The organism is Citrobacter amalonaticus Y19, assembly GCF_000981805.1.
GTDB lineage: Bacteria > Pseudomonadota > Gammaproteobacteria > Enterobacterales > Enterobacteriaceae > Citrobacter_A > Citrobacter_A amalonaticus_C.
In genome coordinates this window covers 3,893,490-3,918,988 of sequence record NZ_CP011132.1, presented here as the reverse complement: position 1 = coordinate 3,918,988, position 25,499 = coordinate 3,893,490, and the positions used below count along the sequence as shown (strand labels likewise).

Here is a 25,499-nt window from a genome sequence, read left to right as displayed (position 1 = left end):
ACTGAAGTGTTTTACGAAACATCTTCGGGTTGTGAGGTTAAGCGACTAAGCGTACACGGTGGATGCCCTGGCAGTCAGAGGCGATGAAGGACGTGCTAATCTGCGAAAAGCGTCGGTAAGGTGATATGAACCGTTATAGCCGGCGATGTCCGAATGGGGAAACCCAGTGCAATTCGTTGCACTATCGTTAAGTGAATACATAGCTTAACGAGGCGAACCGGGGGAACTGAAACATCTAAGTACCCCGAGGAAAAGAAATCAACCGAGATTCCCCCAGTAGCGGCGAGCGAACGGGGAGCAGCCCAGAGCCTGAATCAGCATGTGTGTTAGTGGAACGGTCTGGAAAGGCCGGCGATACAGGGTGACAGCCCCGTACACAAAAGTGCATGTGTTGTGAGCTCGATGAGTAGGGCGGGACACGTGGTATCCTGTCTGAATATGGGGGGACCATCCTCCAAGGCTAAATACTCCTGACTGACCGATAGTGAACCAGTACCGTGAGGGAAAGGCGAAAAGAACCCCGGCGAGGGGAGTGAAAAAGAACCTGAAACCGTGTACGTACAAGCAGTGGGAGCCTCTTTTATGGGGTGACTGCGTACCTTTTGTATAATGGGTCAGCGACTTATATTCTGTAGCAAGGTTAACCGAATAGGGGAGCCGAAGGGAAACCGAGTCTTAACTGGGCGTTAAGTTGCAGGGTATAGACCCGAAACCCGGTGATCTAGCCATGGGCAGGTTGAAGGTTGGGTAACACTAACTGGAGGACCGAACCGACTAATGTTGAAAAATTAGCGGATGACTTGTGGCTGGGGGTGAAAGGCCAATCAAACCGGGAGATAGCTGGTTCTCCCCGAAAGCTATTTAGGTAGCGCCTCGTGAACTCATCTTCGGGGGTAGAGCACTGTTTCGGCTAGGGGGTCATCCCGACTTACCAACCCGATGCAAACTGCGAATACCGAAGAATGTTATCACGGGAGACACACGGCGGGTGCTAACGTCCGTCGTGAAGAGGGAAACAACCCAGACCGCCAGCTAAGGTCCCAAAGTCATGGTTAAGTGGGAAACGATGTGGGAAGGCTCAGACAGCCAGGATGTTGGCTTAGAAGCAGCCATCATTTAAAGAAAGCGTAATAGCTCACTGGTCGAGTCGGCCTGCGCGGAAGATGTAACGGGGCTAAACCATGCACCGAAGCTGCGGCAGCGACACTATGTGTTGTTGGGTAGGGGAGCGTTCTGTAAGCCTGCGAAGGTGTGCTGTGAGGCATGCTGGAGGTATCAGAAGTGCGAATGCTGACATAAGTAACGATAAAGCGGGTGAAAAGCCCGCTCGCCGGAAGACCAAGGGTTCCTGTCCAACGTTAATCGGGGCAGGGTGAGTCGACCCCTAAGGCGAGGCCGAAAGGCGTAGTCGATGGGAAACAGGTTAATATTCCTGTACTTGGTGTTACTGCGAAGGGGGGACGGAGAAGGCTATGTTGGCCGGGCGACGGTTGTCCCGGTTTAAGCGTGTAGGTGTGTGTTCCAGGTAAATCCGGTTCACTTTAACACTGAGGCGTGATGACGAGGCACTACGGTGCTGAAGTAACAAATGCCCTGCTTCCAGGAAAAGCCTCTAAGCATCAGGTAACATCAAATCGTACCCCAAACCGACACAGGTGGTCAGGTAGAGAATACCAAGGCGCTTGAGAGAACTCGGGTGAAGGAACTAGGCAAAATGGTGCCGTAACTTCGGGAGAAGGCACGCTGATGGTAGGTGAAGCGACTTGCTCGTGGAGCTGAAATCAGTCGAAGATACCAGCTGGCTGCAACTGTTTATTAAAAACACAGCACTGTGCAAACACGAAAGTGGACGTATACGGTGTGACGCCTGCCCGGTGCCGGAAGGTTAATTGATGGGGTTATCCTTAGGGAGAAGCTCTTGATCGAAGCCCCGGTAAACGGCGGCCGTAACTATAACGGTCCTAAGGTAGCGAAATTCCTTGTCGGGTAAGTTCCGACCTGCACGAATGGCGTAATGATGGCCAGGCTGTCTCCACCCGAGACTCAGTGAAATTGAACTCGCTGTGAAGATGCAGTGTACCCGCGGCAAGACGGAAAGACCCCGTGAACCTTTACTATAGCTTGACACTGAACACTGGTCCTTGATGTGTAGGATAGGTGGGAGGCTTTGAAGTGTGGACGCCAGTCTGCATGGAGCCAACCTTGAAATACCACCCTTTAATGGCTGGTGTTCTAACGTGGGCCCCTAATCGGGGTTGCGGACAGTGTCTGGTGGGTAGTTTGACTGGGGCGGTCTCCTCCTAAAGAGTAACGGAGGAGCACGAAGGTTAGCTAATCCTGGTCGGACATCAGGAGGTTAGTGCAAAGGCATAAGCTAGCTTGACTGCGAGCGTGACGGCGCGAGCAGGTGCGAAAGCAGGTCTTAGTGATCCGGTGGTTCTGAATGGAAGGGCCATCGCTCAACGGATAAAAGGTACTCCGGGGATAACAGGCTGATACCGCCCAAGAGTTCATATCGACGGCGGTGTTTGGCACCTCGATGTCGGCTCATCACATCCTGGGGCTGAAGTAGGTCCCAAGGGTATGGCTGTTCGCCATTTAAAGTGGTACGCGAGCTGGGTTTAGAACGTCGTGAGACAGTTCGGTCCCTATCTGCCGTGGGCGCTGGAGAATTGAGGGGGGCTGCTCCTAGTACGAGAGGACCGGAGTGGACGCATCACTGGTGTTCGGGTTGTCATGCCAATGGCACTGCCCGGTAGCTAAATGCGGAAAAGATAAGTGCTGAAAGCATCTAAGCACGAAACTTGCCCCGAGATGAGTTCTCCCTGACCCTTTAAGGGTCCTGAAGGAACGTTGAAGACGACGACGTTGATAGGCCGGGTGTGTAAGCGCAGCGATGCGTTGAGCTAACCGGTACTAATGAACCGTGAGGCTTAACCTTACAACGCCGAAGCTGTTTTGGCGGATTTGAGAGAATATTTTCAGCTTAGATTCAGACGCAAGTGCGCAATAGTTTGCACAGCAGCAAGGCGGCAAGCGAAGTAAAGGAAGGAGCATACAAAGGTATGTGACTGAGTTTACGAGAGCAGCCAACGCGGCTGATGTGATAAATTATTGCGTACAGAGCACCAAGAATTTGCCTGGCGGCTGTAGCGCGGTGGTCCCACCTGACCCCATGCCGAACTCAGAAGTGAAACGCCGTAGCGCCGATGGTAGTGTGGGGTCTCCCCATGTGAGAGTAGGGAACTGCCAGGCATCAAATTTAGCGTGCTGATATGGCTCAGTTGGTAGAGCGCACCCTTGGTAAGGGTGAGGTCCCCAGTTCGACTCTGGGTATCAGCACCACTTAATTAGGTTAAAGTTCGGCACAGTAGAAAAGAATTTGTCTGGCGGCTGTAGCGCGGTGGTCCCACCTGACCCCATGCCGAACTCAGAAGTGAAACGCCGTAGCGCCGATGGTAGTGTGGGGTCTCCCCATGCGAGAGTAGGGAACTGCCAGACATCAATTAAGCAAAAAAGCCACGTCTTATGACTGGGCTTTTTGCTTTTGTACTTTATACGAAATGAAAATTCTCCCCAGCAGGGGAGAATTGACTCAATGGATAACCTGAGAAAGAAACGCACGAGTACGTTCTGATTTAGGATGAGCAAAAAACTCATCCGGCGGCGCCTGCTCCACAATTTCCCCGCGATCCATAAAGATCACTCGGTCTGCCACCGTTCTGGCAAATCCCATCTCATGTGTTACGCAAAGCATTGTCATGCCTGACTGCGCCAGTCCAATCATTGTATCCAGCACCTCTTTCACCATCTCGGGATCCAGCGCTGACGTGGGTTCATCAAACAGCATTATTTTGGGTTTCATACACAGCGAGCGGGCAATGGCTACGCGCTGTTGCTGCCCGCCGGAGATCTGTCCTGGAAATTTATGCGCGTGCTCTGCAATACGCACACGTTCCAGGTAGTGCATCCCCAGCGCTTCGGCTTCTTTTATCGGCATCTTACGCACCCAAATCGGTGCCAACGTACAGTTTTGTAGAACAGTAAGATGGGGGAAGAGATTGAAGTGCTGAAATACCATGCCGACTTCCTGTCGGACGCGCTCAATATTGCGGATGTCCTCATTCAGTTCAATCCCATCAACAACGATTCGCCCCTGCTGGTGTTCTTCCAGATGGTTAATACAGCGGATGGTGGTTGATTTCCCCGAACCTGAAGGCCCACATAGCACAATGCGTTCCCCTTGTTTGACGCGCAGGTTGATATCCTTCAGAACGTGAAACTGTCCGTACCACTTGTTGACGTTTTCCAGCGTAATCATCGCATCGGCAGGTTGTATTAATAGTTGGCTCATAGAATCCTCAGTGCGGTGTACGCCCGGTATTAAAGCGCTTTTCCAGGTGCTGGCTGTAGCGCGACATGCTGAAACAAAAAATCCAGTAGATCAGAGCGGCGAAGACATAGCCTTCCGTCGACATCCCCAGCCAGGCCGGGTCAACCGTCGCTTGCTGCACGCTGCTGAACAGATCGAACAAGCCGATGATGATGACCAGACTGGTATCCTTAAACAGGGCAATAATCGTGTTGACCAGCCCAGGAATGACCAGCTTCAGAGCCTGGGGAAGAATGACCAGCCCGTGCGTTTTCCAGTAACCCAACGCCAGCGACTCTGCGGCTTCGTATTGTCCTTTCGGTAATGCCTGTAATCCCCCGCGAACCACTTCCGCGACGTAGGCTGACTGAAAGAGGATCACGCCAACCAGCGCCCGAATAAGCTTATCAATGCTGGTTCCTTCTGACATAAACAGCGGCAGCATGACCGAAGACATAAACAGTACGGTGATCAACGGTACGCCACGCCAGAACTCGATGAAAATGACGGATAAGAGTCGCACGACGGGCATGTGGGAACGACGTCCCAGTGCCAGCAAAATCCCTAAAGGCAGTGCCCCCGCGATCCCGACTGATGCGATGATTAAGGTCAGTGTCAGCCCACCCCACTGGCGCGTTTCAACGCGATCCAGTCCGAGGAAGCCTCCATACAGCAGGAACCAGACAAGGATCGGGTAGATGACGGCCCAGGCGGCGATATAGCGTCCGCGACGCGGCAACGCTTTCCAGAACATCGGAACAATGGAAGCCAACCCGATAATTAATGCCAGGTTGATACGCCAACGCTGGTCATGCGGATATAACCCATACATGAACTGTCCGAAACGTTCATGAATAAACACCCAGCAGGCACCAGCTTTGCTACAGTCAGCACGGGTGGAACCCACCCAGTTGGCCTGCAGGAACGCCCAGTTCAGCAAAGGAGGAATTAACTCCCACATCAGCCACAGACAGAACAGTGTCAACAGGCTGTTTGACCAACTGGAAAAGAGATTTTTACGTACCCATAAGATCGAACGACCAGGACCGTTACTGGCCGGGCGCATGGGATGAGACAGCAGTGCTTTTGTCATCATGGCTCCTTAGCGCTCAATGAGGGCGATTCGCCGGTTATAGATGTTCATCAGCAGCGAGATGCTCAGGCTGATGATCAGATACACCGACATGGTGATGGCGATTGTTTCGATGGCCTGTCCTGTCTGGTTAAGCACTGTACCAGCGAACAGCGATACCATGTCGGGGTAGCCAATGGCGGCGGCCAGCGATGAATTTTTCACAATATTCAGATACTGGCTGGTCAGCGGCGGAATAATGACGCGTAGCGCCTGAGGAATGATGACCTGGCGAAGCGTCACGGTATTAGGCAACCCGAGAGAACGGGCGGCTTCATGCTGACCGTAGGGAACGGCCTGAATGCCTGCGCGGATGATTTCAGCAATAAACGCCGAGGTGTATACCGATAACGCCAGCGTCAGGGCCGCCAGTTCGGGAATGAGCACCATTCCGCCACGGAAGTTGAAGCCGTGCAGTTGTGGAATATCCCAGTGCAACGCTGCGCCAAAAAGCCAGTGCGCGATGAGCGGCAGCAGCACAATCAGGCCCAATGCCGTTGGCCAGGTTCTGCGTAACTGTCCCGTTTTCATCTGATGCATTTTATTGAAGCGGAACAGACCCACGGACAGCGCAACAGCGATCGCCGACGAGAGCACGAAAGCGAGCACGCCTTCCCCTAACTGTGGCGACGGGATATAGAGTCCCCGATTACTCAAAAAGACCATCTCCAGCGCGCTGGCGGCCTGGCGGGGGCCGGGTAAATTGCGCAGAACCGCGAAGTACCAGAAAAAGATTTGCAGGAGCGGCGGGATGTTACGGAAGGTCTCGATATAAACCGTTGAGAGCTTACGCAGTAACCAGTTATCTGACAGGCGCGCCAGCCCGAGAAAGAAGCCGATAAATGACGCAAAGACAATACACAGTGCGGAAACCAGCAGCGTATTGAGCAAACCCACCAGAAAAACGCGTCCGTATGTGTCACCCTGCTGATAGTCGATCAGGTGCTGAACAATACCAAATCCAGCGCTCCGGTCGAGAAAGGCAAAGCCCGAGGTAATGCCGCGACTGCTTAGATTATTAATCGTGTTATGAATGAGATAGATAGCAACTGCAACGACCGCAAGAATGGCGAGGATCTGGAACAGCCAGGCGCGGACCGCAGGGTTTGAAAAGGAGAGTGATCCTTTTACACGTGAGCGGCGATGGAACATAAGAAAGCCTCGGTAACCATGACTCTGAACTGAGCGCCGCCTGTGCGGCGCCCGTTACATCACAACGACTTAACGCACTGGCGGTGCGTATTGAATGCCGCCGTTATTCCAGAGATTGTTCTGTCCACGTTTGATCTTCAGTGGGCTTTCCGATCCGACGTTGCGCTCAAAGATCTCCGCATAGTTACCCACCTGCTTGATGATGTTGTAAGCCCATTTATTGTCGAGCTTCAGATCTTTGCCGTAGTCGCCTTCTTTGCCCAGCAGATGCGCCATGTCTGGCGTCGCAGGGTTCGCCGCTTTCTCATCGACATTCTTCGATGTCACGCCCATCTCTTCGGCGTTCAGCATGGCAAACAGCGTCCAGCGCACAATAGAGAACCACTCGTCATCACCGCGACGAACAACCGGACCCAGCGGCTCTTTCGAGATCACTTCAGGCAACACAAGCCACTCCGCCGGATTGCTGAGTTTGATGCGCAGGGCATACAGTTGGGACTGGTCGGAGGCAAGGGTATCGCAACGTCCGGATTCCAGCGCTTTCGCTGACTCATCCGAGCGGTCAAAGGTGACCGGGGTATATTTCATGTTGTTGGCTTTGAAATAATCCGCCACGTTCAGTTCCGTATCCGTTCCCGCCTGAATACAGACGGTGGCGCCATCTAGCTCTTTCGCACTTTTCAGGCCTGCTTTGTTGTGGGTCAGGAAGCCGATGCCATCGTAATAAGTGACGCCGGTGAAGGACATGCCCATTCCGGAATCACGCGAGGAGGTCCAGGTGGTATTACGTGAGAGAAGATCGACTTCGCCAGACTGTAATGCGGTGAAGCGTTCTTTTGCGGTGAGTGGGGTATATTTTACTTTTGTATCATCTCCCAGGACGGCGGCGGCAACGCCACGGCAAACATCCACATCTATCCCGGAGAATTTCCCGTTCGCATCGGCGTAAGAAAAACCGGGAAGGCCGTCACTGATACCGCATTGCACGAACCCTTTCTTTTTTACAGCATCCAGCGTTGTACCCGCATGTGCCTGATTGGCAACCGCAAGCAGCACGCCGGCCGCAGCCAGTGTGGCTATCATCATCTTTTTCATAATGCATCCTGTGTGGCAAAGAAATTATTGTTATAGAGAGACGTTCTGCAACGTCTTTAACCTGTCTGTGGCATTGGCCATACTCTTTTAAGCAAAGGTAGTGCCAGGTTTTGCGCACGAATATCCGACGCAATAAGCAGAGTGTAGACAGGAAAAAATAAACGCAGCGCCCTGAAATGGTGCGAAATTGAAACGTAAGCCACATTTTGGAGCAAAACATTTAAAACAATGCTCGTGAAGTGAAATAACAATTTCGGGCGTGAATATCGAGAGGGTGAGTATTGAAAGATAAATGAAGAAAAGAAGAGGGTGGGATGTTATTGATAATTAAATGTAATGGTGAACTTATTTTTCAACAGATTGTATGATATGAAAAAGGGTGATCGTAGGCTAAGAGCGCGGCATGTACCGCGCTCTGAGTTTGTTATTTTGACAACGCGATGATACCCATCGTCAGGCCCGCAACCGCTGCGGCCCCGCCTGCAATCGCGCCTGCTGTTTCCCAGTTATCCTGAGTCGTCCCTTTCATACAAGTATTGGTATGAACGAGACGTCCCTGATCATCGTAAACCGGAACGCAGGGGGAATCGTGTGCACAGCCCGCCAGCAATGCCGTGAGCAATGCCACTGGAATTAATCTTTTCATGGTGTTACCTCAACAATAAGCGTTCCGCTAAATGCAGCAACAGAGAATGCTGACTCTTTGCGAATACGAAACGAATTTTACCACCGCTTAAAAAAAGATTGGCATATGGAATAATCTCAATTCATGTGGATTGTAAAAATAATGGAGGAGCAAATTTTGTATTACGCAGAGCAAATGACTATCTGTTTAATAAATAAAGAAAGATCCCAGAAGGAAAAAGGCGTCCGTAGACGCCTTAATTTACACATTAATTCTGAGATTTGTTAAAACGGCCTCTGACGACAACAAAGAATGCCGGGACAAAGAAGATGGCCAGCAGCGTTGCTGTCAGCATCCCTCCCATCACACCGGTTCCGACCGCGTTCTGGGCACCGCTCCCCGCACCCCGACTGATGACCAACGGCATTACGCCGAGGATGAATGCGAGTGAGGTCATCAGAATAGGGCGCAGGCGCATGCGTGCAGCCTCAAGCGTTGCCTCTATCAGGCCGCGACCTTCTTTCTCCATCAGATCCTTGGCAAATTCGACGATCAAAATGGCGTTTTTCGCGGAAAGCCCAATTGTGGTTAACAGCCCGACCTGGAAATAGACGTCGTTATTCAACCCACGCAGGGAGGCAGCCAGAAGCGCACCCACCACACCGAGCGGGACAACCAGCATCACCGAGAACGGAATGGACCAGCTTTCATACAGTGCGGCAAGACAGAGGAACACGACAATCAGCGAGATGGCATACAGTGCCGGAGCCTGATTGCCAGACAGGCGTTCCTGATAAGACATTCCCGTCCAGTCATGGCCGATGCCATTTGGCAATTTTGACGCGAGATTTTCCATCAACGCCATCGCCTCACCGGTACTTCGGCCAGGTGTCGCCTCACCCAACAGTTCCATTGATGGCATGCCGTTGTAGCGTTCCAGGCGCGGAGAACCATATACCCAACGGGCGGTACTGAAGGCTGAGAAAGGTACCATCTCGCCATTGGCGCCGCGAACGTACAGATTGTTAATGTTCTCTGGCAGCATACGGAATTTCGCATCCGCCTGAACATAGACTTTCTTCACGCGCCCGCGGTCAATAAAGTCGTTAACGTAGGAGCCACCGAGTGATGCAGAGATCGTTTCGTTAATGCCTGACAGTGCAACACCAAGCGCCTGCGCTTTTTCCTGGTCAACATCCAGCTTGAACTGTGGAGTATCCTCCAGACCGTTAGGCCGAACACGGACCAGCAGATCGGAGTGCTTAGCCACCATGCCCAATAGCTGATTACGTGCTGATGTTAGTCCGGTGTGACCCAGTCCGCCCTGGTCTATGAGCTCAAAGTCGAAACCGGTCGCGGTACCCAGTTCAATAATCGCTGGCATGTTAAAGGGGAAGATCTGTCCATCCGTTATCTGACTGAACGCATGGGTCGCCCGTGCAATCACCGCTTCGACACTGTTTTCCTTGCCACTACGCTCATCCCAGGGTTTCAGGCTGATGAAAGCCAGACCCGCGTTCTGCGCCTGGCCGCTAAAGCTGAAACCATTGACCGTAAACACGCTCTCAACGTTCGCTTTTTCGTTATTCAGGTAGTAATGCGTCACCTGATCCAACACTTTTTGGGTTCGTTCCTGAGTTGCCCCGGCAGGTAACTGAATCATGGTCATGAATACGCCCTGATCTTCATCAGGCAGGAAGGACGTGGGGAGACGGAGAAACAGTACCGCCATCCCGACGACAATCAGGATGTAGATAATCAGGTAGCGGCCGGTGTTGCGTACAATACCGCTGACGCTGTTGGTGTAGTGATTGATGCTGAGATCAAATTTGGCATTAAACCAGCCGAAGAATCCTCCTTTCTGCTCATGGTGTTCGGCGGACAGTGGTTTAAGCAGTGTTGCGCAAAGTGCCGGAGTCAGGATCAATGCTACCAGAACGGAGAGCGCCATTGCGGATACGATAGTGATAGAAAACTGGCGGTAAATCGCCCCGGTGGAGCCGCCGAAAAAGGCCATCGGGATGAAGACGGCGGACAGCACCATCGCGATCCCAACCAGCGCCTCCTGAATCTGGGACATGGATTTCTCCGTTGCCTCTTTGGGGGGCAACTTGTCTTCCATCATCACGCGTTCAACGTTTTCCACCACCACGATGGCGTCATCGACCAGGAGGCCGATCGCCAGTACCATCCCGAACATCGTCAAGGTGTTGATCGAGTAGCCAAACGCCGAGAGGACCGCAAACGTCCCCAGCAGTACAACGGGAACCGCAATTGTCGGAATGAGCGTTGCGCGGATGTTCTGCAAAAACAGATACATTACGAGGAAGACCAGTACGATCGCTTCGAACAGCGTTTTCACGACTTCATGAATGGAGATTTTCACAAACGGCGTCGTGTCGTACGGATAGACCACTTTCATCCCTTGTGGGAAGAAAGGTTGCAGATCAACGAGTTTGGCTTTGATCGCGCTGGCGGTATCCAGGGCGTTGGCGCCGGTCGCCAGTTTGACCCCCAGGCCAGCCGCTGGCTTACCGTTAATTCGGGCGACAACGTTATAGTTTTCACCCCCAAGCTCGATACGCGCAACATCTTTAAGGCGAACGGCGGAACCGTCACTGTTTACCCGTAATGTGACTTTGCCGAATTCCTCAGGATCTTTCAGACGCGTCTGCGCAATGATGGAGGCGTTCAACTGTTGACCCGGCAATGCAGGCGTTCCGCCCAACTGACCGGCGGCGATCTGGTCGTTCTGCACTTTCAATTGATTGATGACATCAACCGGGGTGAGCTGGTATTTGTTCAGCAGATTAGCATCCAGCCAGATACGCATGGCGTACTGCGCGCCAAACAGTTGTACGTCACCTACCCCGTTCAGGCGGCTGATCGTATCTTTCACGTTTGAGGCGACATAGTCGGAAATATCGTCCTGGGTGGTTTGCGGGTTGTCAGAGACGAAGCCTGCGACTAACAAGAAGCTGCTGCTCGACTTTTCTACGCTAATCCCTTGCTGTTGTACTTCCTGAGGCAGCAACGGCGTCGCCAACTGTAGTTTGTTCTGCACCTGAACCTGGGCGATATCCGGGTCAGTCCCGGACTGAAAGGTTAATGTGATAGTTACGCTACCCGCAGAGTCGCTGGTGGATGACATATACATCAGGTTATCGATACCGTTCATGTTCTGTTCGATAACCTGCGTCACGGTATCCTGCACCGTTTGCGCATCCGCCCCTGGATAGGTCGCAGAAATCGCGACCGCAGGCGGTGCGATAGTCGGGTATTGTGCAACAGGCAGTTGCATAATCGCCAGGGCTCCTGCCAGCATCAGAATGATGGCGAGTACCCAGGCAAAGATCGGACGTCTAATGAAAAAATTTGCCATATCCGGTGACCTTATTGCGCCGCTTTCGCCGCAGGGGTATTGGCATCCGTGGTGGTTTTCACTTTCACGCCAGGATGGGCTTTTTGTATTCCGCTGACGATTACCTCCTCGCCGGGTTGTAAGCCTTCGCTAATCAACCATTTGTCGCCGATGGCCTGTGACGCGATGACGTTGCGCTGTTCAACCTGGCTTTGGTTATTGACGACCAGCACTGTTGCATCACCGCGAGGCGTACGCGTGACGCCCTGCTGAGGGATCAGAATGGCGTTTGGCTGAACGCCTTCGTCGATGCGCGCGCGAACAAACATCCCCGGCAGCAGAGTATGCTGCGGGTTAGGGAATACGGCGCGAAGGGTGATGGAACCCGTGCTTTCATCCACCGTGACATCAGAGAACTGCAGTGTCCCTTTCAGGGGATACGCCGTGCCATTTTCCATCACCAGTTGGACGCTGCTGCTGGCGCTGTCCTTATGCAGACTGCCCTGTTCAACGGACTGCTTAAGACGCATAAAGTCGCTGCTGGACTGTGTGACATCGACATAGATAGGATCGAGTTGCTGTACGGTAGCCAGTGCCGTCGCCTGACCGTCGGTCACCAGTGCGCCTTCAGTAACGCTGGATTTGCCAATACGGCCACCGATCGGCGAGGTGACCTTGGTGTAAGCAAGATTAATGCGTGCGCTTTCAACGGCGGCTTGTGCGGCGATAACTACCGCATCGGCCTGACGCGCATCCGCAATCGCCTGGTCGTATTCCTGTTGACTGATATATTTTGTCCCTACCAGCGGGACATAGCGCTTCACCGTCAGACGGGCGATAGCGGCAGCGGCTTCACTTTTCGCCAGTTCCCCTTTCGCGCTGTCGTAACTCGCCTGCCAGGTGGCAGGATCGATTTGATACAGCGACTGCCCGGCTTCAACATCACTGCCCTCGGTGAAATTCCTTTTGAGAACAATACCACTGACCTGAGGACGCACCTCTGCGATGCGGAATGCAGAAGTGCGTCCGGGAAGTTCGGTCGTTACCGCCAATGGCGCGGTGGTGACCACATGAACGGTCACCTGCGGTTCAGTTGCCTGAGCTTGCTTATCTCCCTGATCGTTACAACCGGCAAGTAACACAGCAGAGATGAGGATAAATGAGGGCAGGAGTGAAAACCTGGCATGTTTCGTCATTACTGTTCCTTAAAAACCAATAGCTCGTTATTTACCGGTAACGATAAGGCGATAACGTGCACGAAGAAATAATAGTTGGCTATCCTACAAATTATTATCGTGCGATGTAAGTAATACTTATTTTATGCACTGGCTTACGGCACGTAAAAGCAAAAAAGAGGCTCTTTCTTTTTCACTTTTTTTGTTATGTTTTGTCGCGACTTAATGTATTTTGAAATATATATTTATGGTGTGAATATTTTAATATGTTTTATTTGTGGTGTTTATTTGAATGTTTTGTGCGGAAGAGGGGGCTTTTATTTCATCTCTGAACGGATGAAATGATACAGTCATTTTTCATCGACGATTCTCGAACGTCGTATTCTTTTATCATCCCTCTGATTCGATAACCTATGGCTAAGAGAACAAAAGCCGACGCGTTGAAAACGCGACAACATTTGATTGAAACAGCGATCATCCAGTTTGCTACGCGAGGCGTTAGCAACACGACGCTTAATGACATTGCGGACGCGGCCCAGGTCACACGAGGCGCTATCTACTGGCATTTCGACAACAAAACGCAGCTTTTCAATGAACTCTGGCAGCAGCAACCGCCATTACGTGATCTCATTCAGGATCGATTAACGTCGTATGTGGGCGATAACCCTTTACAGCAGTTGCGTGGGAAGCTCATTGCAGGATTGCAATATATTGCAGAAATTCCCCGACAACAGGCGTTGTTGCAAATTTTATATCATAAGTGTGAATTTCATGAGGGCATGATATCAGAGCAAGAAATACGAGAGAAAATTGGATTTGGACAAAAGGGATTACGTGACGCCTTGCAGGCGAGTATGGCGGAAGGATTGATTTCCAGAACGCTGGATTTGGATGTCGCCTTAATTATTATTCACGCTAGTTTTAGCGGTATCGTGAATAACTGGTTGATGAATTCCGCCCGCTACAATCTTTATCAACAGGCCCCGGTGCTGGTGGATAATGTATTAAGGATGTTAATCCCTGACGGGAATGTGATGCAATTAACGCCGGAAAAGGTGTGACAGAATCACTATAATTATTTCTCCCGTTTATCAATCACACATTATTGCAGATCGGTGCAGTTGACCAGTTTGAGTGGATTAACAGAATCCATATTGCGACATTTATCGACTTCCGTGGTGAGCAGTTCAATCCACTGAATCAGTAATGCATCAAAAAGGAAAACGGAGACAGCAAAAACAACCAGCCACCAATACTTACGAATCATTGCCAAATCCTGCGTATTCATCCCGAGCGTGCAGGAAATATACACGAAAAACGCACGCTGAAAAGCAGGCTTACAATGCTTTTACTTTGTTGTGATCTTCACCGCATTCGGCACCGTTCGGCTCTTTTTAGACAGGTTTTTGGTTTTTCTCTTTTTGACTTTCGTCAGGTCTTCCGGGGAGTAGTGTGAGCTGACGTTCAGTCGTCTGATCCCTATCTTTACATACTCGTTATTGACGTCAATGCCAATGAATTTACGCCCCGATTTCACGGCCACGGCACCTGTCGTAAAGCTGCCGGCGAAGGGATCCAGCACCGTATCGCCAGGATTTGAGGAGGCCAGAATGATCCGCTTTAGCAGGGCGACAGGTTTTTGCGTCGGATGGTTTTCATATTCATCCATCAAATATCGTACGCGGGGAAATTCCCAGACGTTGCCCGGAACTTTTTGCGTGTTGTAGGGCTGTGGCGGGTTTTTACGGTAGTCGATTAGCGCTCTTTTCGCGCCCGTTTTGGTCTCGACCAGAATGGCGTCACTGTTGAATGTGTACTGTCTGGCATCTTTGACCATCATCAGGATGGGTTCATACATTGAACCAAAGAATTTCTTAGCCTGTACGCCCGAACTGTCATAAGACCAGACGATTCGGCTTTTGATGGTAAACAGCGTTCTGCATTTGAGATCGATATGCGGCATGTTTTCGGTGCTGTTCATGATGTACATCGTGCCCTGTTTTTTCAGTACCCGATGACACTCTTCTATGCATGCGAACAACCAGCCCAGAAAGACGCCTTCGTCCCAGGACTCCACCATGCCGTCAAAATCCTTTCCGATATTGTAAGGCGGGTCGGCAAAGATTAAATCGACGCTTTCGGCGGGGAGCTTTTTGAGTTCTGTCAGTGCATCTCCGTGGATGATCGACGCGGATTCGTCACCAAAGTACTGTGGTTCAAATCGAGAGTTCATACCTGCTCCACAAAAGACGCGTATAAAAAAGGCGCTTCCCCATGCCGAGTAGCGCCTTTTTAAACAAGCAATTAGCTAATCGAGATTAGTTCATGCCGTATTTTTTCAATTTTTTACGCAGCGTACCACGGTTGATGCCCATCATCAGAGCAGCACGGGTCTGGTTACCACGGGTGTATTGCATCACCATGTCCAACAGGGGCTGTTCTACTTCAGCCAGTACCAGCTCATAGAGGTCATTAACATCCTGACCGTTCAGTTGAGCAAAATAGTTCTTCAGTGCCTGTTTAACCGAGTCACGCAGGGGTTTTTGGGTTACCTGATCCTGAGAGTTAACGGTAGAAACGGTCAGTACGTCAGAATTTACGCGTTGTTCGAACATAGTTCTGTCAGCTCTTTATTTCTGTTTACGCAAAATTTTCGAAGTATGCCTCCAACGCCTCCAGCTGTTCGCTGGCATCCTCAATGGCGTTGAATGTGCGCCGAAACTGGTCATTTGGAGCGTGCTCCTGGAGATACCAGGAGACGTGTTTACGCGCGATTCGGTACCCTTTTGCCTGGCCATAAAAGTCATGCAGTTCCCGAACGTGCGCACAAAGCAAGCGCTTAACCTCTGCCAGAGGCAGGGGGGATAGCAACTCCCCAGTGTCCAGATAATGCTGGATTTCCCGAAAGATCCAGGGTCTTCCCTGAGCTGCGCGGCCTATCATCAGGGCATCAGCCCCCGTATAGTCAAGCACAGCTCTGGCTTTAAGCGGGTCAGTAATGTCACCATTCGCGATAACCGGAATGGAAACTTTCTGCTTAACTGCCCGAATACTGTCGTACTCAGCATCTCCATTGAACAAACAGGCGCGGGTGCGTCCATGAATGGTCAGAGCCTGAATGCCACAGTCTTCAGCCAGTTGGGCAATCTCTACGCAGTTACGATGTTCCGGAGCCCAGCCGGTGCGAATCTTCAGGGTCACAGGAACGTCCACCGCATTAACCACCCCGGTTAGTATCGACTTCACTAAATCCGGGTACTGCAAGAGGGCTGAACCTGCGAGCTTACGATTCACTTTTTTAGCCGGACACCCCATATTGATATCAATAATCTGGGCGCCGCTTTCCACGTTAATTCGTGCGGCATCGGCCATCTCAACAGGGTCGCTACCGGCAATTTGCACCGTGCGAATTCCTGGCTCATCAACGTGCACCATCCGTAAACGGGACTTGTCGCTTTCCCAAACCTGCGGGTTAGACGACATCATCTCGGATACGGTCAATCCGGCTCCCATCTCATAACACAGCGTCCGAAAAGGTCTGTCAGTGATGCCAGCCATGGGCGCTGCGATCAGGCGATTTCTAAGCTGGTATTGTCCGATGCGCATGAGTTAAGAAATGACCATACTGTGACTGCAAGGCGGCGTATATTACGCATTTTTTGCACGAGATGAAAGGCCAAACTTTAACCAATCCTCTGAGGTGGATCAAAGAATCGCCGTTAAAGTAAACGCCATTAAATAATTAGCTATACAAATCATTGCATTATAAAAATGTGACGAAAATCTGTACGCATATAATTTTGCGTAACTTCTCATTTTTTCTTTGCGACGACGGGGGCTGACAAGATAATCTGCTGAATTAATCAGCAGATTATCGTGACTTAATGTGACTATGCTCTCATTTCAGCAGATGATTGCGCAGTGAAGGGATTATTCAACCACGACCCGACCGTTGAGCGGTTGTGTTGGGCGACTGTTATCGTGATGCAGGGTATGAGTAAATTTCTCCAGCTGCGCAGTGGAGATCGTCAGAGGATGTTTAAGGACAATCCAGGTCACGCCCTCAGAACAGGGCGGTGTGGTGAGCGAACCACTGAAACGCCAGTAGGTTTTCTTCTTAGGCAGCAAGGCGTTGAGGTCCATCTGCGCGGTGATTTCCACGTCTTGATCCGCTTTCTCAGGCATCGTTGCCCAGAGCTTTTCCAGCTCTGCGTTAGCCGCACCTTTATCGAACATGACTGCGACGACCGTCACCGCCCCTTTCGCATCTTTGTGCACAAGGTGCATCTCCATCGCGTAATGTTTCCCGTGGATGGTGTTTTCGCTCGGGGTGTGAAAGTGGAATTGTTGCAACGTGAAGGGAACACCATCTATAGAGACGGTATCCGCAGTGGTGCTTTTCAGTCCGGCCTGGATCGTATGCCCATTATTGGTCAGCGTTATCGGACCATCGGGATAGTGAATACTGAGTGGGGATAGATGTGCTTTTAGCGTGGCATCAATGTTAATCGGGGATTGATTCATGCCTGCCTGACAGGTTTTATATTCTTCATTGAGGGAGCTCCAGTGTTCCGGAGAGCCTTCACCTTCATAGCTCCAGTGCGACGCCATCGCGGTGAACGGCATAATGCTTAACGCCAGGAGTGCTGCCTTGCTCAAAAACGGCTTCATAACATTCTTCCATTAAATAAAATAGATTTTTATATTTGTAACTTCAATGGGTTACGCGACTATTTTAGCGCGGAAAGAGGCAGGCGTGTGTATTGAAAATGCGGAAAAACGTGGCCTGCGATGAGACCACGTTTGGGGGAAGATTACTGCTTACGACCGGTAATGCGACACCATTCTTCTTTCTCAACGACCGGATCGAGGGTGAAGAGATCGGCATAGGCTTCGCACACGCTGTCGGCCTGACTGGCAAGGATACCGGAAAGGCCCAGCAGACCGCCTGTAACGGGCAGCACGCTGATTAACGGTGCCAGTTCGCGTAATGGGCCAGCCAGGATGTTGGCGACCACCACGTCGGCTTTCATGGCGTCTGGCTGATCCTGCGGCAGATAGAGTTCCAGACGTTCTGACACGCCGTTACGCTGGGCGTTATCACGACTGGCCTGAATGGCCTGCGGGTCGATATCGATACCGATCGCTTTCGCTGCGCCCAGTTTCAGCGCGGCAATCGCCAGGATGCCAGAACCGCAGCCAAAGTCGATGACGGTCTTGCCGGTTAAATCAAGGCCGTCGAGCCACTGCAGGCACAGTGAGGTGGTGGGGTGGGTGCCGGTACCAAATGCCAGGCCGGGGTCGAGCATGACGTTGACGGCGTTTTCATCCGGCACATCGCGCCAGCTTGGGCAGATCCACAGGCGTTCGCCAAAACGCATCGGGTGGAAGTTATCCATCCACTCGCGTTCCCAGTCCTTATCTTCCAGTTGTTCGATTTTGTGCGTGAAACCGGCACCCAACAGCGGATGTTGTTCCAGGATAGCGACGACGTCTTTCATGTCGGTTTCTGCATCAAACAGACCAATGACGTCGGTGTCGCCCCACAGACGGGTTTCGCCCGGCAATGGCTCAAAAACCGGTGTATCGTGCGTGTCCTGGAAGGTGATAGAAACGGAACCCGCTTCCATCAGGGCGTCGCTCAACTCTTCCGCGTTAGCGCCCGTCGTATTCAGTTTTAATTGGATCCATGGCATGGCAAAACTCTTTATTTATCAGTAGTCAATACAGTGGCTTGTGGGACAGGAGAACCGAAACGGTTTCCCACCAGGAAAGCCAACAAACTTAGCAGTAGCGAGGGCACAATCGGGTGGAAGCCCAGGTACTGAACGTTAAAGGTGGCGAGAATCGCGTACAGCGCGCCGCCGACAATCATCGCACTCAGCGCACCGGTCGCGTTCGCGCGTTCCCAGTAAAGGCCGAGCACCAGCGGCCATAAGAACACCGCTTCCAGACCGCCAAACGCCAGCAGGTTCAGCCAGATAATCATCTCTGGCGGTTTCCAGGCGGCAAGCAGTAACAGTGCGCCTAAGATCAGGGTGATCATTGCCGACATTCGCTTCAGTCGTGTCTCATTCTGCAACTGCTCCGGGCGGATGTTGAGATAGAGATCTTTAATGATCGTAGCGGAACTTTGCAGTAACTGGGCGTTGATCGTCGACATAATGGCTGCCATCGGCGCGGCAAGGAAGATCCCGGCGGCAAAAGGCGGCAGTACTTTCACCATCAGCGTTGGGATAACCAGATCCGGCACCGTCAGGTCGGGGATCACCGCTCGGCCCAGTGCGCCAGCAAGGTGCATACCGAACATCAGGATCGCCACCACGATGGTGCCGATGATAATTCCCCGGTGTACGGCTTTGCTGTCTTTGTAGGAGATGCAGCGCACTGCCGTATGCGGCAGGCCGATCACGCCAAAGCACACCAGCACCCAGAATGAGGTCATAAAGGTCGGAGACAGAATGTCATCGGCACCCTGTGGCGAAACCAGTTTCGGGTCGATGGCGTTTAAGGTCTCTACGGCGTGGCTCAGGCCGCCAGCGGCGTGCACGATACCGACCAGCAGCACGATGGTGCCAATCAGCATTACCAGTCCCTGCATGGTGTCGTTAAGTACGCTGGCACGAAAGCCGCCGAACGCGGTATACAGCGCAATGCTGATGCCGAAAATCAGCAAGCCTGTTTCATAGGGAATACCTGCGGCGGTTTCCAGCAAGCGCGCGCCACCAATGAACTGCACGGTCATGGCGCCGACAAACGCCACGAGCAAACTGAGGCTCGCCAGCCACACCAGAAGGCGACTCTGGTAGCGGGCGAACAGCATGTCGTTGAGGGTCACGGCATTATAGCGACGGGCAAGGATGGCGAATTTCTTACCGAGGATCCCCAGCGACAGCCAGACGGCGGGGAGCTGAATCATGGCCAGCAGCACCCAGCCCAACCCATATTTATAGGCAGCACCAGGTCCACCGATAAACGAACTGGCGCTGATGTAGGTGGCGGTCAGCGTCATCGCCAGCACAATACCGCCCATCGAACGGCTGCCGAGGAAATATTCATTCAGAAAAGCGCCGGTTTGCCGTTTACGCATGGCGTAGACAGAGAGGCCAAACACCACAACCAGATAGGCAACCAGCGGCAGAATGACTTCAAGCTGCATCGTCATCCTCCAGGGGAATGTCACGGTAGATAAATTTCACCATGGCCCAGCACAGTAAAATGAAGATCAGCGGTGTCAGCAGACAGGCCAGTTCAAACCAGTGCGGCAGGCCAGTAAAGCCGATCGCCGAATCAGGTAAGTAAGCAGCCACTAACCACGCGGCAAGATAGAGAAGGGTCAGCCACAGCGCCCAGCGCGCCTCTTTGTGGGCCTGAACAAAACGGTTGTCCATTTTTTGTCCCTTGTGGAAAAAGAAAGCGGGGATTGTACCTTATGGGATTGATGACCCCCAGAAATAAAAAAGGCCGGAGAATCCGGCCTTTTGACGCTGATGCAGTCTTATTTTTCCTGAAGACCGAGTTTCTTCTCCAGATAGTGGATGTTGGTACCACCATGCTGGAAATGCTCGTCGTTCATAATACGGGTCTGCAAATCAATGTTGGTTTTGATGCCATCGATGATCAGTTCCTGCAGGGCGTTCTTCATGCGGGCAATTGCCACGTCACGGGTTTCGCCGTAGCAGATAAGCTTGCCGATCATTGAGTCATAGTATGGCGGTACGGTGTAACCGGCATAGATATGCGATTCCCAACGTACGCCAAAGCCACCCGGCGCATGGAAGCGGGTGATTTTACCCGGACTCGGCAGGAAGGTGTTCGGATCTTCGGCGTTGATACGGCATTCCACCGCATGGCCTTTGACCACCACTTCTTCTTGCTTGATCGACAGCGGTTGACCCGCCGCGATGCGCAGCTGTTCTTTGATCAGATCAACGCCGGTGATCATTTCAGTTACCGGGTGTTCAACCTGAATACGGGTGTTCATTTCAATGAAATAGAACTCGCCGTTTTCGAACAGGAACTCAAAGGTGCCTGCGCCACGATAGCCGATATCCACACACGCTTTCGCGCAACGCTCACCGATGTAGCGACGCAGTTCCGGGGTAATGCCCGGAGCCGGCGCTTCTTCGACGACTTTCTGGTGACGACGCTGCATAGAGCAGTCACGTTCAGCCAGATAGATAGCGTTACCCTGACCGTCTGCCAACACCTGAATTTCGATGTGGCGTGGGTTCTCGAGGTATTTCTCCATGTAAACCATGTCGTTGCTGAAAGCTGCTTTTGCTTCCGCTTTGGTCATGGAGATGGACTGCGCCAGTTCGGCATCACCGCGTACTACGCGCATACCGCGACCGCCGCCGCCGCCGGACGCCTTGATGATAACCGGGTAGCCGATGCGTTTCGCATGGGCACGGTTAGCATCCATATCGTCGGTCAGAGGGCCGTCAGAACCTGGTACGGTTGGTACGCCAGCTTTCTTCATCGCGGTGATAGCCGACACTTTGTCGCCCATCAGACGGATGGTGTCAGCTTTCGGGCCGATGAAGATAAAGCCAGAGCGTTCAACCTGTTCAGCAAAATTGGCGTTCTCAGAGAGGAAGCCATAACCCGGGTGAATTGCCACCGCGCCGGTGATTTCAGCGGCGCTGATGATAGCCGGGATATTCAGATAACTTTTTACGGACTGAGCCGGGCCAATACAAACCGTCTCATCCGCCAGTAATACGTGTTTTAAATCGCGATCCGCGCTTGAGTGCACAGCGACAGTCTTGATACCCAGTTCTTTACAGGCACGAAGAATTCGCAATGCAATCTCGCCGCGGTTGGCGATAACAATTTTATCCAGCATGTTCGCCTCGTTACTCGATGACGACCAGCGGCTCGTCAAATTCTACCGGTTGACCACTTTCGACCAGGATGGCTTTCACGACACCTGATTTGTCCGCTTCGATCTGGTTCATCATTTTCATGGCTTCAACGATGCACAGGGTATCGCCTGCGTTAACTTTCTGACCCACTTCGATAAACGCTTTTGCGTCCGGGCTCGGGGTGCGGTAGAAAGTACCAACCATTGGGGAACGTACGATGTGACCACTGATTTCTGCGGCTGCCGCAGCCGGCGCTTCTGCTGCCGGAGCAACTGCGTTAGACAGAGCAGGTTGCTGCTGCATCATTGGTGCAGCGTAGGCTTGTTGCATCATCGGGAAGCTACCTGCTGGCGCTGCGCGGCTGATGCGTACAGACTCTTCGCCTTCAGAGATTTCCAGTTCGGAGATGCCTGATTCTTCAACCAGCTCGATCAGTTTTTTAATCTTACGAATATCCATGAGTGGGTTCCGTACTCTTTGTTTAGTGTGATTGTGACAGGCGCTGAGCGCTGTCTGTAAAGCGTGAGTCCCGACGGCAAAACGGCTTCTGCCCGCCTGGACGCCGGTATATTCCGCCTCAACGATTCATGTGAGACTTGTCGGTTAACATGCAGCGATTTGCTGCAATCCTCCGGCAAAAAACAAAATATACCTTCAATGCTCGATTGTCACCTTTTCAGCGGTTTAAAAACGCCGTCCAGGAAGCCAAGGTCGCACATTATAATGATTTCGTAGCAATTGGCAGCTAAATACTGGTCTTATCAGGGAAGATAATCAACCGCTAACACACAAATAACATCCGAGTCTCTGCATTTTGTAACCGACTGCACAGTTCGCTGAACTAGCGCCACCACTGGCGGAACTTCTTGTAACGGCAGGCTAAAAGCAGCAGCGCCAGCAGGGCATAAATGATGGGTTGAGGCGACAAAATCTTCACCGACCACAGATAATGTATCGGGGCGAGGATCGCTACAAGATAGACGAAGTTGTGTAAAAGTTGCCAGCGTTTGCCCAGTTTTCGTTGTGCCGCCTGGGTTGATGTGAGCGTCAGCGCGAACAGGATGAGCCAACTGGTGATCCCAAGCGTCAAATACGGGCGCGTAATCAGTTCTCGTCCCAACAATCCGAGATTATGGATACCCAGCTCCAGCAGCGCGTAACTGGTCAGGTGCAGCGTGGCCCAGGCGAAACACCATAACCCCAGCAGACGACGGGTGTGTATCAATAATGGCTGTTTAGCGTAGCGCGCGAGCGGCGTGGCCAGCAAGGCGGCGAGCAGAAATTTCAGAGCCGTCCTACCGGTGAAATGCTGGATATCCTTCACGGGATCGGCACTCAGCCCGCCGTGGTTAATTGCCCAGAACAGCCAGAGAAACGGCAGCAATCCCGCCAGATGAAGCGCCACTTTCAGCCAGGTTATCTGTTTTGCACTTAGCCGCACTTAGAAATTCTCCCGCAAATCCAGGCCACGATACAGCGCGGCTACTTCATCGGCATAGCCATTAAACAGTAGGGTGGGTTGCCGTTGGACATCCAGAATCCCGCCTGCGCCAATAAACCGTTCTGTTGCCTGTGACCAGCGCGGATGATCGACATGCGGATTTACATTGGCGTAAAAACCGTATTCATCGGCAGCGGCAAGATTCCAGGTGGTGGGCGGCCGTTCGCGAGTCAGTTTAATGCTGACGATCGATTTAATGCCTTTAAAGCCATATTTCCACGGCACCGTCAGGCGAATGGGGGCGCCGTTTTGCGGCGGCAGCGCTTTACCGTAAACGCCAACGGTCAGCAGCGTCAGCGGATGCATCGCCTCGTCCAGACGCAGTCCTTCGACATAGGGATATTTCAACCCGCCGCCAATGAAGCGATCTTTTTGTCCTGGCATATCGTCCGGCGCGTAAAGCGTCTCGAATGCGACATATTTTGCATTGCTGGTGGGTTCGACGAGTGCCAGCAGTTTATGTAAAGGAAAGCCAACCCACGGCACCACCATCGACCAGGCTTCGACACAGCGCATCCGGTAAATTCGTTCCTCTAAGGGAAAGCGCGTTGTCAGCGCATCGTGATCCAGGGTTAACGGTTTAGCCACTTCGCCGCTGATTTTCAGCGTCCAGGGATCGGTTTTCATGCTGCCGGCATTGGCGGCAGGATCGGCCTTATCCAGGCCAAATTCGTAGAAATTGTTGTAGCCAGTGACTTTATCTTCTGGCGTTAAAGGCAGTGTGTTTTGCCATGCGGCAGGTTTGCTGAAATCCAGCGGTTTGCCTGAGGGTGCGGGGGGGCGATCGTTGCCTTTGAACCAACTCAGGAGATCGGCCTGCGCGGCTATCGGAAGCGACAGCGTGGCAGCCCCGATTCCCAACGCTTTTAGTACCTGACGGCGATGCATAAAGAAAGCCGATTCTGCAGTGACATCGGCTTCTGTAAGTGGACGTGATTTTTTCATAACAGACTCCCGGCGTACGCATAACGCGTAGTTACTATGGCAGGGAGTCTGTCAGTACGCAGCGAAATTTCGTTAATTAAATGTAAATTTTTGCGGCGTTTGTATTTACTTCACTTTAACCAGCGTACGGCCTTGCACCTGGTTATTAATGATGGCATCGGCGAATTTCGGCGCATCGGCCAGCGAAATTTCCGTCGCCGCCTGTGCGTAGAACGATTCCGGTAAATCTTTCACCAGACGCTGCCAGGCCTGTGCGCGGCGAGCCGGCGGTGTCATGACGGAATCGACCCCTTGCAGGCGGACGTTGCGCAGAATAAATGGCATTACCGTCGTCGGCAGGGCAAAACCGCCCGCCAGACCACAGGCGGCAACACAGCCACCGTAGTTCATCTGCGCCAGCACTTTCGCCAGTACTTTATCGCCCACGGTATCAATCGCCCCGGCCCACAGCTGTTTTTCCAGCGGACGAGATTCGGCGAACTCATCACGGCCCAGAATACGGCTTGCGCCTAACTGGCGGAGATAATCATGGGTGCTTTCACGACCGGACACCGCGACAACCTGATAGCCCAACTTATGCAGCAGCGCGACTGCGGTGCTGCCAACGCCGCCGCTGGCGCCTGTGACCACAATTTCACCGTCTTGCGGACGAATGCCCGCTTCTTCAAGGGCCATCACGCACAGCATGGCGGTAAACCCGGCGGTACCGATCACCATTGCTTTACGGCTGTCCAGTCCTTTCGGCAAGGCAACCAGCCAGTCGGCTTTCACACGTGCCTGTTCTGCCAGACCGCCCCAATGGTTTTCGCCCACGCCCCAACCGGTCAGCAACACTTCCTGGCCCGCATGAAAACGAGGATCTTCGCTGGCCCGAACCGTACCGGCGAAATCAATACCAGGAATCATCGGAAAGTTGCGGATGATTTTTCCTTTTCCGGTGATGGCGAGCGCATCTTTATAGTTCAGACTGGACCAGTGGACATCCACCGTGACATCGCCATCCGGCAGCCGACTTTCTTCGAGAGTCTGCACAGATGCGAGGGTTTTACCGTCCTGCTGTTCTAAGATCAAAGCCTGCATAACCTGTCCTCAATTTTGCATGGTGGATTGGAAAACGACTTCTGAAGACTATACTCGCTAATTGAAACGTGAAGCCGATGCAACGCAATAAATTGCCAGATACACCTGATTTGGTAGTATGCACTCACTCTTTGCGTAACCAGGCGAATTTCGCGTTCGGTTAAGCAGTTTCGTGTCGCAATTCAACCGTCGGA

21 protein-coding genes, 1 tRNA gene and 3 rRNA genes are annotated in these 25,499 nt (G+C 52.3%); 5 read left to right on the top strand and 20 right to left on the bottom strand.

The genetic code is table 11. The features are described 5' to 3' along the window. Positions 1-35: 35 nt before the first annotated feature. The 4 genes from F384_RS17990 (at position 36) to rrf (F384_RS17975) (ending at position 3,501) form a co-directional block, all read left to right on the top strand. Positions 36-2,941: ribosomal RNA gene (locus F384_RS17990) — 23S ribosomal RNA — on the top strand. 198 nt (positions 2,942-3,139) lie between these two features. Beyond that, positions 3,140-3,255 (top strand): 5S ribosomal RNA (gene rrf / locus F384_RS17985). Positions 3,256-3,269: 14 nt separating this feature from the next. After that, positions 3,270-3,345, top strand: a tRNA-Thr gene (locus tag F384_RS17980). Positions 3,346-3,385: 40 nt separating this feature from the next. After that, positions 3,386-3,501 (top strand): 5S ribosomal RNA (gene rrf / locus F384_RS17975). A gap of 94 nt (positions 3,502-3,595) precedes the next feature. Here the strand turns inward: rrf (F384_RS17975) and F384_RS17970 are convergent. The 7 genes from F384_RS17970 to F384_RS17940 all read right to left on the bottom strand — a co-directional run bounded on the left by F384_RS17970 (position 3,596) and on the right by F384_RS17940 (position 12,933). Then, positions 3,596-4,354: an amino acid ABC transporter ATP-binding protein gene (locus F384_RS17970; protein ID WP_046489590.1), complete on the bottom strand. Its 759-nt coding sequence runs from the start codon at positions 4,352-4,354 to the stop codon at positions 3,596-3,598. Positions 4,355-4,361: 7 nt separating this feature from the next. Next, entirely contained in the window at positions 4,362-5,465 is a 1,104-nt protein-coding gene (locus tag F384_RS17965; protein WP_046489588.1) for an amino acid ABC transporter permease, read from the bottom strand. A gap of 9 nt (positions 5,466-5,474) precedes the next feature. Continuing rightward, complete coding sequence (locus tag F384_RS17960) at positions 5,475-6,656, bottom strand: amino acid ABC transporter permease (protein WP_046489585.1); 1,182 nt, start codon at positions 6,654-6,656, stop codon at positions 5,475-5,477. A gap of 69 nt (positions 6,657-6,725) precedes the next feature. Next, on the bottom strand, positions 6,726-7,751 hold the full coding sequence (locus tag F384_RS17955; protein WP_046489581.1) for an amino acid ABC transporter substrate-binding protein: 1,026 nt from the start codon (positions 7,749-7,751) through the stop codon (positions 6,726-6,728). 424 nt (positions 7,752-8,175) lie between these two features. Then, positions 8,176-8,397 (bottom strand): membrane protein, encoded by a 222-nt coding sequence (locus F384_RS17950; RefSeq protein WP_000825639.1) that lies wholly within the window; start codon positions 8,395-8,397, stop codon positions 8,176-8,178. A 247-nt stretch (positions 8,398-8,644) separates the two neighbouring features. Then, complete coding sequence (locus tag F384_RS17945; protein WP_046489526.1) at positions 8,645-11,758, bottom strand: efflux RND transporter permease subunit; 3,114 nt, start codon at positions 11,756-11,758, stop codon at positions 8,645-8,647. 11 nt (positions 11,759-11,769) lie between these two features. After that, positions 11,770-12,933, bottom strand: a complete 1,164-nt coding sequence (locus tag F384_RS17940; RefSeq protein ID WP_046489524.1) for an efflux RND transporter periplasmic adaptor subunit — start codon at positions 12,931-12,933, stop codon at positions 11,770-11,772. 392 nt (positions 12,934-13,325) lie between these two features. Between F384_RS17940 and envR the strand changes: the two genes are divergently transcribed. Then, positions 13,326-13,973: an acrEF/envCD operon transcriptional regulator gene (gene envR, locus F384_RS17935; protein ID WP_046489520.1), complete on the top strand. Its 648-nt coding sequence runs from the start codon at positions 13,326-13,328 to the stop codon at positions 13,971-13,973. A 41-nt stretch (positions 13,974-14,014) separates the two neighbouring features. On the opposite strand, the gene F384_RS17930 is transcribed toward envR, so the two are convergent. From F384_RS17930 to F384_RS17870, 13 genes are all read right to left on the bottom strand, one after another. Then, positions 14,015-14,179: a DUF2556 family protein gene (locus F384_RS17930; RefSeq protein WP_046489519.1), complete on the bottom strand. Its 165-nt coding sequence runs from the start codon at positions 14,177-14,179 to the stop codon at positions 14,015-14,017. An 81-nt stretch (positions 14,180-14,260) separates the two neighbouring features. Continuing rightward, positions 14,261-15,145, bottom strand: coding sequence for an adenine-specific DNA-methyltransferase (gene yhdJ / locus F384_RS17925; RefSeq protein WP_046489516.1), 885 nt, complete (start codon positions 15,143-15,145; stop codon positions 14,261-14,263). An 85-nt stretch (positions 15,146-15,230) separates the two neighbouring features. After that, positions 15,231-15,527 carry a DNA-binding transcriptional regulator Fis gene (gene fis / locus F384_RS17920; protein ID WP_000462905.1) on the bottom strand — a complete coding sequence of 99 codons (297 nt, stop codon included), beginning with the start codon at positions 15,525-15,527 and terminating at the stop codon, positions 15,231-15,233. A 25-nt stretch (positions 15,528-15,552) separates the two neighbouring features. Then, positions 15,553-16,518 (bottom strand): tRNA dihydrouridine synthase DusB, encoded by a 966-nt coding sequence (gene dusB / locus F384_RS17915; protein ID WP_046489370.1) that lies wholly within the window; start codon positions 16,516-16,518, stop codon positions 15,553-15,555. 324 nt (positions 16,519-16,842) lie between these two features. Further along, on the bottom strand, positions 16,843-17,583 hold the full coding sequence (locus F384_RS17910; RefSeq protein WP_046489365.1) for a carbonic anhydrase: 741 nt from the start codon (positions 17,581-17,583) through the stop codon (positions 16,843-16,845). A 143-nt stretch (positions 17,584-17,726) separates the two neighbouring features. Further along, the gene (prmA, locus tag F384_RS17905; RefSeq protein ID WP_046489361.1) at positions 17,727-18,608 is read right to left on the bottom strand and encodes a 50S ribosomal protein L11 methyltransferase; all 882 of its coding nucleotides are present in this window, start codon (positions 18,606-18,608) and stop codon (positions 17,727-17,729) included. 11 nt (positions 18,609-18,619) lie between these two features. Then, positions 18,620-20,071 carry a sodium/pantothenate symporter gene (panF, locus tag F384_RS17900; RefSeq protein WP_046489358.1) on the bottom strand — a complete coding sequence of 484 codons (1,452 nt, stop codon included), beginning with the start codon at positions 20,069-20,071 and terminating at the stop codon, positions 18,620-18,622. After that, positions 20,061-20,303 (bottom strand): YhdT family protein, encoded by a 243-nt coding sequence (locus F384_RS17895; protein WP_046489353.1) that lies wholly within the window; start codon positions 20,301-20,303, stop codon positions 20,061-20,063. The genes panF and F384_RS17895 overlap by 11 nt, the downstream gene beginning before the upstream one ends. A 107-nt stretch (positions 20,304-20,410) precedes the next feature. Continuing rightward, on the bottom strand, positions 20,411-21,760 hold the full coding sequence (accC, locus tag F384_RS17890; RefSeq protein WP_046489350.1) for an acetyl-CoA carboxylase biotin carboxylase subunit: 1,350 nt from the start codon (positions 21,758-21,760) through the stop codon (positions 20,411-20,413). A 10-nt stretch (positions 21,761-21,770) separates the two neighbouring features. Further along, positions 21,771-22,238 carry an acetyl-CoA carboxylase biotin carboxyl carrier protein gene (gene accB / locus F384_RS17885; RefSeq protein WP_046489344.1) on the bottom strand — a complete coding sequence of 156 codons (468 nt, stop codon included), beginning with the start codon at positions 22,236-22,238 and terminating at the stop codon, positions 21,771-21,773. Positions 22,239-22,620: 382 nt separating this feature from the next. Next, positions 22,621-23,220 carry a protein-methionine-sulfoxide reductase heme-binding subunit MsrQ gene (gene msrQ, locus F384_RS17880; protein ID WP_046489341.1) on the bottom strand — a complete coding sequence of 200 codons (600 nt, stop codon included), beginning with the start codon at positions 23,218-23,220 and terminating at the stop codon, positions 22,621-22,623. Continuing rightward, positions 23,221-24,225, bottom strand: coding sequence for a protein-methionine-sulfoxide reductase catalytic subunit MsrP (gene msrP, locus F384_RS17875; protein ID WP_046489338.1), 1,005 nt, complete (start codon positions 24,223-24,225; stop codon positions 23,221-23,223). It abuts the gene before it with no gap. 105 nt (positions 24,226-24,330) lie between these two features. Then, positions 24,331-25,305, bottom strand: a complete 975-nt coding sequence (locus tag F384_RS17870; RefSeq protein WP_046489334.1) for an MDR family oxidoreductase — start codon at positions 25,303-25,305, stop codon at positions 24,331-24,333. Between the last annotated feature and the right edge of the window lie 194 nt (positions 25,306-25,499).

Excerpts from the sequence above, each read along its gene's own strand:
- F384_RS17970 (WP_046489590.1), bottom strand. The coding sequence starts at position 4,354 with ATGAGCCAACTATTAATACAACCTGCCGATGCGATGATTACGCTGGAA.
- F384_RS17965 (WP_046489588.1), bottom strand. The coding sequence starts at position 5,465 with ATGACAAAAGCACTGCTGTCTCATCCCATGCGCCCGGCCAGTAACGGT.
- F384_RS17960 (WP_046489585.1), bottom strand. The coding sequence starts at position 6,656 with ATGTTCCATCGCCGCTCACGTGTAAAAGGATCACTCTCCTTTTCAAAC.
- F384_RS17955 (WP_046489581.1), bottom strand. The coding sequence starts at position 7,751 with ATGAAAAAGATGATGATAGCCACACTGGCTGCGGCCGGCGTGCTGCTT.
- F384_RS17950 (WP_000825639.1), bottom strand. The coding sequence starts at position 8,397 with ATGAAAAGATTAATTCCAGTGGCATTGCTCACGGCATTGCTGGCGGGC.
- F384_RS17945 (WP_046489526.1), bottom strand. The coding sequence starts at position 11,758 with ATGGCAAATTTTTTCATTAGACGTCCGATCTTTGCCTGGGTACTCGCC.
- F384_RS17940 (WP_046489524.1), bottom strand. The coding sequence starts at position 12,933 with ATGACGAAACATGCCAGGTTTTCACTCCTGCCCTCATTTATCCTCATC.
- envR (WP_046489520.1), top strand. The coding sequence starts at position 13,326 with ATGGCTAAGAGAACAAAAGCCGACGCGTTGAAAACGCGACAACATTTG.
- F384_RS17930 (WP_046489519.1), bottom strand. The coding sequence starts at position 14,179 with ATGATTCGTAAGTATTGGTGGCTGGTTGTTTTTGCTGTCTCCGTTTTC.
- yhdJ (WP_046489516.1), bottom strand. The coding sequence starts at position 15,145 with ATGAACTCTCGATTTGAACCACAGTACTTTGGTGACGAATCCGCGTCG.
- fis (WP_000462905.1), bottom strand. The coding sequence starts at position 15,527 with ATGTTCGAACAACGCGTAAATTCTGACGTACTGACCGTTTCTACCGTT.
- dusB (WP_046489370.1), bottom strand. The coding sequence starts at position 16,518 with ATGCGCATCGGACAATACCAGCTTAGAAATCGCCTGATCGCAGCGCCC.
- F384_RS17910 (WP_046489365.1), bottom strand. The coding sequence starts at position 17,583 with ATGAAGCCGTTTTTGAGCAAGGCAGCACTCCTGGCGTTAAGCATTATG.
- prmA (WP_046489361.1), bottom strand. The coding sequence starts at position 18,608 with ATGCCATGGATCCAATTAAAACTGAATACGACGGGCGCTAACGCGGAA.
- panF (WP_046489358.1), bottom strand. The coding sequence starts at position 20,071 with ATGCAGCTTGAAGTCATTCTGCCGCTGGTTGCCTATCTGGTTGTGGTG.
- F384_RS17895 (WP_046489353.1), bottom strand. The coding sequence starts at position 20,303 with ATGGACAACCGTTTTGTTCAGGCCCACAAAGAGGCGCGCTGGGCGCTG.
- accC (WP_046489350.1), bottom strand. The coding sequence starts at position 21,760 with ATGCTGGATAAAATTGTTATCGCCAACCGCGGCGAGATTGCATTGCGA.
- accB (WP_046489344.1), bottom strand. The coding sequence starts at position 22,238 with ATGGATATTCGTAAGATTAAAAAACTGATCGAGCTGGTTGAAGAATCA.
- msrP (WP_046489338.1), bottom strand. The coding sequence starts at position 24,225 with ATGAAAAAATCACGTCCACTTACAGAAGCCGATGTCACTGCAGAATCG.
- F384_RS17870 (WP_046489334.1), bottom strand. The coding sequence starts at position 25,305 with ATGCAGGCTTTGATCTTAGAACAGCAGGACGGTAAAACCCTCGCATCT.